The sequence below is a fragment of the Rhizobium sp. B21/90 genome, assembly GCF_019355815.1.
GTDB classification, from domain to species: Bacteria; Pseudomonadota; Alphaproteobacteria; order Rhizobiales; family Rhizobiaceae; genus Rhizobium; species Rhizobium rhododendri.
In genome coordinates this window covers 1,677,485-1,689,714 of sequence record NZ_CP072162.1, presented here as the reverse complement: position 1 = coordinate 1,689,714, position 12,230 = coordinate 1,677,485, and the positions used below count along the sequence as shown (strand labels likewise).

Below are 12,230 nucleotides of genomic sequence, written 5' to 3'. Positions count from 1 at the left end.
GCGCACAGTGTCGCGTCGGAGGGCGTAACAGCGAGGGAGGGCGATGGCGTACTATCCGCCCCCTACCGCACCGCCTTGTCGTCTTCGCCGAAGCGGTGCATGTGGGCCGGGTCCGGTGTGGCAAAAACCGTCTCGTCCGGGGCATAGGGATGCTCGCCGAAAAGGCGGACCGTCAGGAGGCCGGTCTGGTCGGTTTCGAGGTAGAGTATGGTGTCGGCGCCGAGATGCTCGACATGGACGACCTTGGCAGGCCAGGTCCCGTTTTCGCGCGACAGGGTGATGTGTTCGGGGCGGACGCCGATGGTTTTTGCGCTCTCGCCAAGCTTGGCGCCCGGGATCATGTTCATCTGCGGCGATCCGATGAAGCTGCCGACGAAGACGTTGGCGGGACGGTTGTAAAGCTCCATCGGCGTGCCGACCTGCTCGATGGCACCGGCGTTGAGAACGACGATGCGGTCGGCCAGCGTCATTGCCTCGACCTGGTCGTGGGTGACGTAGATCATCGTCGCCTTCAGGCTGCGGTGAAGACGGGCGATCTCGAGCCGCGTCTGGACGCGCAGCGCCGCATCGAGATTGGACAGCGGCTCGTCAAACAGGAACAGCGCCGGTTCGCGGACGATGGCACGGCCGATGGCAACGCGCTGGCGCTGGCCGCCGGAGAGTTCCGCCGGACGACGGGCCAGGTAGGGCTCGAGGGAGAGCATGCCGGAGGCCTTCGCAACCCGCTCCTCGATAGCATCCTTCGGCGTGCCCGCCTGTTTCAACCCAAGGCCCATATTGTCCTTCACCGTCAGGTGCGGGTAAAGCGCATAGGACTGGAACACCATGGCGATGCCGCGCTTGGCCGGCGGGGTCGTGGTGACGTCGACGCCGTTGATGATCACCGTTCCGTCGGTCACATCCTCGAGGCCGGCGATGCTGCGCAGCAAGGTCGACTTGCCGCAGCCGGACGGGCCGACGAAGATGACGAATTCGCCGTCCTTGACCTCGAGGTCGATGCCCTTCAGCACCTCATGGGTGCCATAGGCCTTGCGGATGGATTTCAGTTGAAGCGATCCCAAAGCTTTTATCCTTACAAAGTGACGGTCTTGCCGGTCCGGACGCTCTCGTCCGCGGCAAGGCAGATGCGCAGCGACTGCACGGCATCGTGCATGTGCCGCGTCAGGTCGATGTTTTCGCGAATGGCTTTCAGCACATAGGCCTGCTCGAAGTTGCAAAGCTCCTGGTGACCAGGCTCGCCATCCATATGCAGGTCGCGATCAGGCCGGATGAACCTGCCATCCGGGCCGGTTTCGGCATTGTGCAGCCGGATGACCGATGTCTTGGTGTGCGTGTCGATGTCGTCGGACTTGGCGTTCGGGTCCATGACGATCGAAACGGCGCCGTTCGGCGACATCACATCCTTCACGAAGAACGCCGTCTCCGAGATCATCGGCCCCCAGCCCGCTTCGTACCAGCCAACGGAGCCGTCCTCGAACTTCACCTGCAGATGGCCGTAATTATACATGTCGGGCGCAATCTCGTCGGACAGGCGCAGGCCCATGCCGCGCACTTCGACAGCCCTCGCATCCGTGATCTGGCACATGACATCGACATAGTGCACGCCGCAGTCGACGATCGGCGAAGTCGTCTGCATCAGAGCCTTGTGGGTTTCCCAGGTCGGGCCGCTCGATTGCTGGTTGAGGTTCATGCGAAAGACATAGGGACCGCCAAGATTGCGGGCCTCGGCAATCAGCCGCATCCAAGACGGATGATGGCGTAGGATATAGCCGATGACGAGCTTCTTGCCCGCCGCCTTTGCGGCTGCAACCACGCGCTCGGCATCGGCTACGGTCGTTGCCAGCGGCTTTTCGATGAAGACGTCGCAGCCGGCCTCGAACGCCATGACCGCATAGTCGGCATGGCTGTCGGAATAGGTACAGATCGAGCAGAGATCGGGCTTCAGTTCTGTCAGCGCGGTCTGGAAGTCGGCGTGAATCGTATAGCCGTGCAACGCTTCGTCCAGCACTGGCTTGGAGCGATTGACGAGGCCGACGATCTCGAAGCCTGCGTTATTGTGATAGGCGAGCGCATGGCTTCGGCCCATGTTGCCAAGCCCGGCGACAAGCACGCGGATGGGTTTTTCGGATAGGCTCATTTGACCGCTCCCGCAGTGATGCCGCGGATCAGCTGCCGCGAAAAGATGACGTAGAGGACCAGGATCGGAAGGATAGCCAGCGATAGCGCCGCCAGAACGGCATTCCAGTTGGTGACGAACTGGCCAATGAAGATCTGGCTGCCGAGCGTGACAGTCTTGGTCGCTTCGCTCGGCGCAAGGATCAGCGGGAACCACAGATCGTTCCAGATCGGGATCATCGTGAACACGGCGACGGTCGCCATGGCCGGACGGATCAGCGGCAATACCAGCCGGATAAAAATCGCATACTCGTTCAGACCATCGATGCGGCCGGCGTTCTTAAGGTCATCAGAGACTGTCCGCATGAACTCGGACAGGATGAAGATCGCCAGCGGCAGACCTTGCGCGGTATAGACGAGGATCAGTGCCGTCAGCGTGTTGACCAGACCGGCGGCGACCATGCCCTGCAGGATGGCAACGGTACCGAGCCGGATGGGGATCATGATACCGATCGCCATGTAGAGCCCGACGACCATATTGCCGCGAAAGCGATATTCCGAGAGCGCAAACGCCGCCATCGCACCGAACAGCAGCACCAGCACGATCGAGACGATGGTGACGACGAAGCTGTTCTGGAAATACATGGCGAAATTGCCCTGCCCCAGGACCGTCTGGTAGCCGATCAGGCTAAAGGTGGTCGGCGTCGGCACCATCATCGGCGCGCGAAAGATCGCGCCGCGATCCTTGAACGAATTGATGACGGTCAGGAAGACCGGAAACAAGGCGATCAGCGTGTAGCTGATCAGGGCCAGATGGACGAGACCGGTGCGGATGGTGGATGAGCGTGCCTTGGACATCGGTGCCGCCTCAGAACTGGTAGCGGCGGATGCGCCGCTGGACGATGAACAGGTAGAACGAGACGCCGGCAAGGATGATCAGGAACATAACGGTTGCGATCGTTGCGCCCATGGAGCGGTCGCCAAGCTGCAGCTGGAAGCCGAAGAAGGTGCGATAGAGCAGCGTGCCCAGAATATCGGTCGAGCCATCAGGCCCGGCGAGCGCACCCTGCACGGTATAAACCAGGTCGAAGGCGTTGAAATTGCCAACGAAAGTGAGAATCGAGATGATCCCGATAGCCGGCAACACCAGCGGCAGCTTGATCTTCCAGAACTGGCTCCAGCCGGTAATGCCGTCGCATTCCGCAGCTTCGATCACTTCTTCTGGGATGTTGAGCAGCGCCGCATAGATCAGCATCATCGGGATGCCGACATATTGCCAGACGGAGATCAGGGCGACCGCGATCAGCGCCGAACCCGGTTTGCCGAGCCACGGGCTGAACAATGCCTTGAGGCCAACGAGGTCCATCATCCACGGCGTGACGCCCCAAAGCGGCGACAGGATCAGCTTCCAGATGAAGCCGACAATGACGAAAGACAGCAGCGTCGGCAGGAAGATTGCCGTGCGGTAGAAGGTGACGAAGCGAAGCTTCGGCAACGACAGCATGGCGGCCAGCGCCACGCCGATCGGGTTCTGCACGCACATGTGGATGACGAAGAAGATGAAGTTGTTGCGAAGCGCATTCCAGAAATCATGCGCCCACCTAATATCGCCGAACAGCACCTTGAAGTTGGCAAGGCCGACGAAGGTAAGCTGCCCGTCGACCAGATTGTAAAAGGATTGCCGCAGGGTCTCGACCAGCGGCAGGATCATCACCACCGTGTAGACCAGGAACGCCGGAAAAAGGAAAACGAGAATATGCCAGCGCCGCTGGCGCTTGATCGAAACCGGCTGCAAGGCCGCTGAAGTGGTGATGTCGCTCATGGCTTTGCCTGTTTTCTTGGGGCTTGCGCGGGCACAGCATGATCACGGTACCTCCCCCTTGAGGGGGGAGGTCGCAGCGAGGCTGCGGGTGGGGGTGACGCCACACGCGCAAGGATCACCCCACCCCGGCCGTCGGGCCGACCCTCCCCATCAAGGGGAGGGTAAACTTCTTACTTGGCAGGCTTGAACCAGCTGTCGAGGCCGGTCTGGAGCTTCTTGGCAGCAACTTCCGGCGTATCCGTGCCGTTGATGACGTTGGCCGATTCCACCCAGGTTTCGTTCTCGAGGTTAGGCGTGCCACGCGACAGGATCTGGTAGGTCGAGCGAACCGTCGACTTGTACGGGCCGCGCCAGGAGACGAATTCCTGCGCCAGCGGATCGCTCATCTTCACCGGTGTCGAGTTCAGGCTGAAGAAGCCCGGCAGCGAGTTGGCGTAGATGTCGGCGAATTCCGACGAGGCAACCCAGGACAGGAACTTCTTGGCTTCTTCCGGATGCGCCGACTTGGCATTCAGGCCAACGCCGATATCCGGATGATCCGAGATGTAGCCCGTGTCGCCGGCCTTCGGAACCGGTGGCGGGAAAGCGCCCATCTTGAACTGGGCTTGGGCTGTGAACAGCGCAATTTCCCAGGAGCCGGCCGGATAGATGGCGGCGCGGCCGAGAGTGAAGAGGTTCTGGCTGTCGGCATAGGTCTGGGCTTCGAAACCGTCGCCGAGGTATGGCTTCCACTTGGCCAGCTGCTTGAAAGGCTCGACCCAGTCGGCGTCGGTCAGCTTCTGCTTGCCTTCCATCAGCGCAACGCGGCCTTCTTCGCCCTTCCAGTAGTTGGGACCGATGTTCTGGTAGCCCATGGTTGCGGCTTCCCAGAGGTCCTTCGTGCCCATGGCCATCGGGATATAGGTACCGTCAGCCTTGATCTTGTCGAGCGCGGCGTAGAACTCGTCGGTGGTCTTCGGAACGGAGATACCGAGCTTCGCGAAGGCATCCTTGTTGTAGATGAAGCCGTGGATGACCGAAGCCATCGGTACGCAGAAGGTCGACTTGCCGTCATCCGTCGACCAGGCAGCCTTGGCGACCGGCGAGAAATTGCTCATGCCCGGCAGCGTTGTCAGGTCGGCAAGGTGCTTCTTGTTGAACAGGTCCAGAGAAGCGTCGAACGGACGGCAAGTGATGATGTCGCCCGCAGAACCGGCATCGAGCTTGGCGTTCAGCGACGCGTTGTACTCGGTCGGGGCCGTCGGCGAGAAGGTGATCTTGATGCCCGGGTTCTTGGCTTCGAAAGCCGGGATGATCTTCGTCTGCCAGATCGACAGGTCGTCGTTGCGCCAGCTCTCGACGTTCAATGTCACGTCCGCCGCATGAACGAACCCGGCCGAGCTCAAAAGGCTGGATGCGAGCAGCAAGCCCTTCAGAATTTTCTGTGTCATTTTTTCCCTCTCCTGTTCCTGGCGTCTCAAGACGCCGTTTTCGATCTGAAACGAGCACCGGCCGGCTCAAGCCAGCGGCGACCCATATCCCCGCATGAAACCGCAGCAGGAATACATATCAATCAGGAAAACGCTGCAACGTCACGCCGCACGGATCGAAATCGATCCGCCCTTTGCCGCGACATCTGCTGACGAATATTGTCGTCCGCCTGGCGCTCCGGCTATTTTTGTTTGCCGCTTCCGCCGATGTCCGTCGATGCTGTTCCCTTGACCGGAATTAAGTCCAAAAAAATACCAATTGTCCAGTTGAATTTAACCTTTCCGTCGCAAAAAATCCTGGAAACGAAAAATTCATAACAAAAACAATCGAATAAAAACAAACGGCGCAGATCATCTTCGCACTTGGTAAATGGTATTTTTTTGGTATGGTAGTGAAAAACGCGGGAACAGACGGCATCCGGGGGCTCACATGACGAAGTATGCAATCGGCATAGATGGCGGCGGAACGAGTTGCCGTGCCGCCGTAGCAGATGCGACCGGCAGAATTCTCGGGCGCGGCAACGCTGGCCCTGCCAACATCATGTCGGACCGCGTGATGGCACTTGAGAACATCGTTGCCTCCAGCCGCAGCGCCTTGGAGAATGCCGGGATTGATCCATCCTGCCTCGCAAGCAGCACCGCCGTGCTTGGCGTTGCCGGCGCCAATGTCGGCCCGCACGGTAGCCTCATCCGCGAAGCACTGCCATTTGCAAAAGCCGATGTCGTCACCGACCAGCTGATCGCCCTGCAGGGAGCGCTCGGGCCCTCGGACGGCGTTGTCGCTTCCTTCGGCACCGGTTCCGTCTATGGCGCAAGGCGTCACGGCAAGGTGACGGAAATCGGCGGATGGGGGTTCGTCATCGGCGATCAGGCCAGCGGCGCCAGGCTTGGCCGCGACCTCCTCGAGCTGGCACTGCTTTCCCATGACGGCGTCTATGTGCACACGCCGCTGACGCGCATCGTCATGGCCGCATTCGGCAACAATCCGCAAAACGTCGTGGAATTCGCGCACAGTGCCACGCCGGGGGATTTTGCCCGGTATGCGCCCCAGGTTTTCGAGCACGCTGCTGCTGGCGACGCCATTGCAACACGGATCGTCCGCAAGGCGACGTCCGACATCGACAACAGCCTCGACGCCCTGCTCTGGCCAGATTGCACCACCGTCTGCCTGCTCGGTGGCCTCGCTCTCGCCTATCGCGCGTGGCTGAGCACAGCGCATCAGGCGCTGCTTGTCGATCCACGCGGCGACGCGCTGCAAGGGGCCGTTTCGTTTGCGGTAGCCCTTGCCGGGCAAGACGAAAGGCGCAGCGCATGACCGGCGACCTGACCCTGATTTTCTCTCCCGCCCGCATGCAGGAAGCAGGCACCGGCCCGCTCTACGTCAAGCTGCGCAGAACGCTGGAGGAGGCCGTCAAGGCCGGTACTTTGAAGCAGGGCGACGCACTGCCACCGGAGCGCGACATCGCCGAATATGCCGCCGTCAGCAGGGTCACCGTGCGCAAGGCCATCGACAATCTGGTGACCGACGGGCTGCTGGTGCGGCGCCACGGTTCCGGTACCTTCGTCAGCAAGCCGGTCTCCAAGGTCGAGCAGAAGCTGTCGCAGCTGACCTCGTTCACCGAGGATATGGCGCGGCGCGGTATGACGGCGCGATCGCAATGGCTGCACAAGGGCATCCACACGCCCTCGCCCGACGAGATGATGATCCTAGGCCTTGCCGCCGACACCAAGGTTTCCCGCCTGAGCCGCCTGCGCATCGCCGACGACCAGCCGCTGGCGATCGAACACGCCAGCGTCTCCGGCGAATTCCTGCCCGACCCGTCGACCGTTACCGCATCGCTTTACGCCGAGCTTGAGAAGCGCCAGGTGCGGCCGGTGCGCGCCGTGCAGCGCATATCTGCGACAAACATGAAGGAGACGGATGCGGAATTGCTCGGAGTATCGGCTGGAGCAGCCGGCCTGTCGATCGAGCGCATCTCCTATCTCGCCTCCGGCCGCGCAGTCGAATTCACCCGCTCGCTCTATCGCGGCGATGCCTACGATTTCGTCGCGGAACTGACCATCGGGCCGGGTTGACGTTTACCAGATACGAGCGATCCAGTCTCCGAGATCGTCGAGAGCATCGAACACCACGTCGGCCGAGATGATCGCGATGCGACTGTCCATGGCCGTTGCTGCAAGCAACCGGTCGAAGGGGTCGCGGTGGCCCCAGTTCATCATCGAAGCATATTGCAGGAGTAAGATCAGCGATTTCACCGCCCTGCTGCTGGAGAAGCGCCGGAAGCTCCTCGACAAACGGCTCCATCTCAGGCCAATTGCCGAGGCGGACCTTCTGGCCGATTTCAAACAGGCTGATCGGGCTGACGAAAATATGCTCCGCCTTCTCCATCACTGCGACCGCTCGCGGTGAGAGCCGCTTGTCGCCCGTCAGCGACCATGCCCAAACATGGGTGTCGAGCAGGAATGAACTCACTGCGCGCCTTCCCAGAGAGCCAGTTCTTCCTCATCCATGTCGGTGAGAAAATCCGGAGCATCGCCGATCAACTTGCCTTAGAGAATGCCTATCTTGAACGACCGCTGCTCGATGGGCACAAGCTTCACGACCGGCTTGCTGCCCTTGGCGATGACAACCTCTTCCCCGGAAAGCGCAGCATCGATGAGCTTGGACAGATTGGTCTTTGCGGCATGGACGGTGACTTGCATCTTCTGGCCCTCAGCTAAGTTAGCCAAAATAACATCGGGGCAAACGCATCACCATCCATTTTCAATCGAGCGCTATGTGCTGCCTGATCAAACACTTACGGCCGAAAGGTGAATCACCTTCCGGCCGCATGAACGTGAATCAAATCGCCAGCGTCTAGCCCTAACCGCTTGCAAAGACACGCCGATCAGGCGGCAGCGTCGATCTTTTCCTCGCGCTTGTTCGGCACGTAGTTGAGCACCGGGCCGAGCCAGCGCTCGACTTGCTCGACCGGCATTCCCTTGCGGGCGGCATAATCCTGCACCTGGTCGCGCTCGACTTTGGCGACACCGAAATAGTAGGAGCCGGGGTGGCCGATATAGACGCCGGACACTGACGAGCCCGGCCACATGGCATAGCTCTCGGTCAGCTTGACGCCGGTGGCCGCTTCCGCATCGAGCAGCCGGAACAGCGTTTCCTTCTCGGTATGATCAGGTTGGGCCGGATATCCCGGCGCCGGCCGGATACCGGCATAGGTCTCGCTGATCATCTCCTCGGGCGACAGGGTCTCTTCGGTCGCATATCCCCAGAATTCGCGGCGCACCCGTTCATGCATGCGCTCGGCAAAAGCTTCCGCAAAACGGTCGGCCAGCGCCTTCACCAGGATGGACGAGTAGTCGTCGTTGGCGCCGGCGAAGCGTTCAGAAATCGCCACTTCCTCGACACCAGCCGTGACCACGAAGCCACCGATGTAATCCCTAGCGCCGCTGTCGACGGGGGCCACGAAATCCGACAGCGCCACATTCGGCCGTCCATCGCGCTTCGAGAGCTGCTGGCGAAGCGTGTAGAAAGTCGCAAGCTCCGCAGTCCGCGTCTCGTCGGCAAAAAGCTTGATATCGTCGCCGACGGCACCTGCTGGCCAGAAACCAATGACGGCGCGCGGACGAAACCACTTTTCATCGATGATTTTCTTCAGCATCGCTTGTGCGTCAGCAAACAGTGCGCGTGCCGCCTCGCCCTGCTTTTCGTCCTCGAGAATGGCGGGATAGCGGCCCTTCAGCTCCCAGGTCTGGAAGAACGGCGTCCAGTCGATGTATTGCGCCAGCTCGGCGAGATCATAGTCCTCGAAGATCTTCGTGCCGAAGAACGACGGCGTCTTTGGGGTATAGGCCGACCAGTCGAGCTTCTCAGGATTTTCGCGGGCACGGGAAAGCGGCAGGCGGACCTTTTCCAGTTCGTTGCGGGCATGCGCTGCCGCAACCTTGGCGTATTCCTCGCGGATGGTGTCGACATAATTCTTCTTGCCCTCCGGCGACAACAGCGCCGAGACGACGCCGACTGCGCGCGACGCATCGGTGACGTAGACCGCCTGGCCAGAGGAATAGCCCGGGTGGATCTTCACCGCCGTATGAACGCGGCTTGTCGTCGCTCCGCCGATCAGCAGGGGAATATTGAAGCCCTGGCGCTCCATCTCTGCGGCGACATGCACCATTTCGTCGAGCGACGGGGTGATCAGGCCGGATAGGCCGATGATGTCGACCTTCTCGCGGATTGCTGTCTCAAGGATCTTCGCCGCCGGCACCATGACGCCGAGGTCGATGATGTCGTAGTTGTTGCAGGCAAGCACGACGCCAACGATGTTCTTGCCGATATCGTGAACGTCGCCCTTGACCGTTGCCATCAGCACCTTGCCGGCCGCCTCGCGCTCGCCGTTGCCGCCATTGGCCAGCTTTTCAGCCTCCATGTAGGGCAGCAATACGGCGACGGCCTGCTTCATGACTCGAGCGGATTTGACCACCTGCGGCAGGAACATCTTGCCCGAGCCGAACAGGTCGCCGACGACGTTCATGCCGGACATCAGGGGGCCTTCGATGACGTGCAGCGGTCGTTCGACACCCTGGCGCGCCTCCTCGGTGTCGGCCTCGATAAATTCGGTAACGCCGTTGACCAGCGCGTGCTCTATGCGCTTTTCAACCGGGAGCTCGCGCCAGGACATATCCTGTACACGGGCTTCGCGCACGCCGGTTCCGCGATAGCGCTCGGCGACCTCGAGCAGCCGCTCCGTGCCGTCAGGGCGGCGGTTGAGAACCACGTCCTCGCAAGCCTCGCGCAGAACAGGATCGATGGTGTCATAGACGACCAGTTGGCCGGCATTGACGATACCCATGTCCATCCCCGCCTGGATGGCGTGATAGAGGAAGACAGAGTGCATCGCCTCGCGCACCGTATCGTTGCCGCGGAACGAGAAGGACAGGTTCGAGACACCGCCGGAGATATGCACCAGTGGCATGGTCTGCCGGATGGTCCGCGTCGCCTCGATGAAATCGACGCCGTAATTGTTATGCTCCTCGATGCCGGTGGCGACCGCAAAAACGTTCGGATCGAAGATGATATCCTCGGGTAAGATGCCCGCCTGTTCGGTCAGGATCTTGTAGGCGCGGGTGCAGATATCGACCTTGCGCTGGTAGGTGTCGGCCTGGCCGGTCTCGTCGAATGCCATGACGACGACCGCGGCACCATAGGCATGTACCAGCCGTGCCTGCTCGAGGAACTTCTCCTCGCCTTCCTTCAGCGAGATCGAGTTGACGATCGACTTGCCCTGGACGCATTTCAGGCCGGCCTCGATGATCGACCATTTCGACGAGTCGATCATGACAGGCACGCGGGCGATATCAGGCTCGGCTGCGATCAGGTTCAGGAACTCGACCATCGCCTTCTCGGAATCGATCAGGCCTTCATCCATGTTGATGTCGATCACCTGGGCGCCGGCCTCGACCTGGTCGCGAGCGACAGCCAGGGCCGCGTTGTAGTCGGCATTGGTGATAAGCTTGCGGAATTTCGCCGAGCCGGTGACGTTGGTGCGCTCGCCGACGTTGACGAACGGAATATCCTTGGTGAGCTGGAACGGCTCGAGACCCGACAGCGACATGAAGGGACGATGTTCGGGGATGGCGCGCGGCTTGTATTTCGACACGGCTTCGGCGATGGCGCGGATATGGTCCGGCGTCGAGCCGCAGCAGCCGCCGACGATGTTGACCAGACCCTCGGCTGCAAAGCCCTCGATCTGCGCCGCCATCATCTCGGGCGTCTCGTCGTATTGGCCGAATTCGTTCGGCAGGCCGGCATTCGGATAGGCGCAGATCAACGTGTCGGCAGCGCCTGACAGCTCCTGCAGATGCGGCCGCATGGCATTGGCACCGAGCGCGCAGTTAAGGCCGATGGTGAACGGATTGGAATGGCGAACCGCGTTCCAGAACGCCGACGGCGTCTGGCCGGACAGGGTACGGCCGGAAAGGTCGGTGATGGTGCCGGAGATCATAACCGGCAGGCGGACGCCCTTGGCGATAAAACGCTCCTCGCAGGCGAAGATCGCCGCCTTGGCGTTCAGCGTGTCGAAAATGGTTTCGATCAGGATGATGTCGGCGCCGCCATCGATCAGCCCATCGATCTGCTCGCCATAAGCAATGCGCAACTCGTCGAAGGAGACGGCGCGGAAACCGGGATTGTTGACGTCGGGCGAGATCGATGCCGTACGGTTTGTCGGGCCGATGGCGCCGGCGACAAAGCGGCGACGGCCGTCTTCACGCTCGGCACGGATGGCAGCCCGGCGCACGACGCGTGCCCCCTCCTTGTTGAGATCGTAGACAGCGCCTTCCATCTCGTAGTCGGCCTGGGCGATGCGCGTCGAGGAAAACGTGTTGGTTTCCAGGATGTCGGCGCCGGCCATGGCGTAGCGATAGTGGATTTCCTCGATGGCGTCGGGCTGGCTGAGGATCAGAAGGTCGTTATTGCCCTGCTGGTGACAGGCGCAGCCGATGAAGCGATCGCCGCGGAACTGCTCCTCGTCGAAGCCAAGCCCCTGAATCTGCGTGCCCATGGCACCATCGAGCACCAGAATACGCTCGCTGGCTGCCTGCTTCAGCGCCGCGAACACGTCACTGCCATCCCGCTTTGCCGCTTCCGGACCAAAAAGATCGTCAAACACCAGCATACTCCCTCGACCCGACTGCGACTCCGCATTCAATCACATAAAGATATCTTTATGTCAATATATGCGGTCGACTATAGTGATTTGCAATATAGCCGCTCTTTTTGCCGAACGGCAAAAAACATGCAGGTGTGCCCGCCATTACCGGACTTCGGT

General features: G+C 60.9%; 9 protein-coding genes and 1 pseudogene. 2 read left to right on the top strand and 8 right to left on the bottom strand.

Features of this window, described 5'->3' with window-relative positions; all coding sequences use genetic code 11:
* Positions 1-62: 62 nt before the first annotated feature.
* From J5278_RS08045 to J5278_RS08025, 5 genes are all read right to left on the bottom strand, one after another.
* Positions 63-1,061, bottom strand: a complete 999-nt coding sequence (locus J5278_RS08045) for an ABC transporter ATP-binding protein (protein ID WP_209184217.1) — start codon at positions 1,059-1,061, stop codon at positions 63-65.
* Between the two features lie 11 nt (positions 1,062-1,072).
* Complete coding sequence (locus J5278_RS08040; protein WP_209184219.1) at positions 1,073-2,137, bottom strand: Gfo/Idh/MocA family protein; 1,065 nt, start codon at positions 2,135-2,137, stop codon at positions 1,073-1,075.
* Complete coding sequence (locus J5278_RS08035) at positions 2,134-2,973, bottom strand: carbohydrate ABC transporter permease (protein WP_142823244.1); 840 nt, start codon at positions 2,971-2,973, stop codon at positions 2,134-2,136. Before J5278_RS08035 ends, J5278_RS08040 begins: the two co-directional genes overlap by 4 nt.
* A 10-nt stretch (positions 2,974-2,983) precedes the next feature.
* A complete protein-coding gene (locus J5278_RS08030) occupies positions 2,984-3,937 on the bottom strand; it encodes a carbohydrate ABC transporter permease (RefSeq protein ID WP_142823245.1) in 954 nt (317 codons plus the stop codon).
* Between the two features lie 170 nt (positions 3,938-4,107).
* Entirely contained in the window at positions 4,108-5,367 is a 1,260-nt protein-coding gene (locus tag J5278_RS08025; RefSeq protein WP_111222796.1) for an ABC transporter substrate-binding protein, read from the bottom strand.
* Positions 5,368-5,836: 469 nt separating this feature from the next.
* On the opposite strand from J5278_RS08025, the gene J5278_RS08020 reads away from it, so the two are divergent.
* The gene (locus J5278_RS08020) at positions 5,837-6,721 is read left to right on the top strand and encodes an N-acetylglucosamine kinase (protein ID WP_209184221.1); all 885 of its coding nucleotides are present in this window, start codon (positions 5,837-5,839) and stop codon (positions 6,719-6,721) included.
* Positions 6,718-7,482 carry a GntR family transcriptional regulator gene (locus tag J5278_RS08015; protein ID WP_209184222.1) on the top strand — a complete coding sequence of 255 codons (765 nt, stop codon included), beginning with the start codon at positions 6,718-6,720 and terminating at the stop codon, positions 7,480-7,482. The genes J5278_RS08020 and J5278_RS08015 overlap by 4 nt, the downstream gene beginning before the upstream one ends.
* 3 nt (positions 7,483-7,485) lie before the next feature.
* On the opposite strand, the gene J5278_RS31600 is transcribed toward J5278_RS08015, so the two are convergent.
* The 3 genes and pseudogenes from J5278_RS31600 to metH form a co-directional block, all read right to left on the bottom strand.
* Positions 7,486-7,662 carry a hypothetical protein gene (locus J5278_RS31600; RefSeq protein ID WP_247749112.1) on the bottom strand — a complete coding sequence of 59 codons (177 nt, stop codon included), beginning with the start codon at positions 7,660-7,662 and terminating at the stop codon, positions 7,486-7,488.
* 213 nt (positions 7,663-7,875) lie between these two features.
* A pseudogene (locus J5278_RS08005) lies at positions 7,876-8,109 on the bottom strand (type II toxin-antitoxin system Phd/YefM family antitoxin).
* A 185-nt stretch (positions 8,110-8,294) separates the two neighbouring features.
* Entirely contained in the window at positions 8,295-12,071 is a 3,777-nt protein-coding gene (gene metH, locus J5278_RS08000; protein ID WP_209184223.1) for a methionine synthase, read from the bottom strand.
* Positions 12,072-12,230: the final 159 nt, after the last annotated feature.

Coding starts and splice junctions, on each gene's coding strand:
- J5278_RS08035 (WP_142823244.1), bottom strand. CDS start 2,973: ATGTCCAAGGCACGCTCATCCACCATCCGCACCGGTCTCGTCCATCTG.
- J5278_RS08040 (WP_209184219.1), bottom strand. CDS start 2,137: ATGAGCCTATCCGAAAAACCCATCCGCGTGCTTGTCGCCGGGCTTGGC.
- J5278_RS08030 (WP_142823245.1), bottom strand. CDS start 3,937: ATGAGCGACATCACCACTTCAGCGGCCTTGCAGCCGGTTTCGATCAAG.
- J5278_RS08015 (WP_209184222.1), top strand. CDS start 6,718: ATGACCGGCGACCTGACCCTGATTTTCTCTCCCGCCCGCATGCAGGAA.
- J5278_RS08025 (WP_111222796.1), bottom strand. CDS start 5,367: ATGACACAGAAAATTCTGAAGGGCTTGCTGCTCGCATCCAGCCTTTTG.
- J5278_RS08020 (WP_209184221.1), top strand. CDS start 5,837: ATGACGAAGTATGCAATCGGCATAGATGGCGGCGGAACGAGTTGCCGT.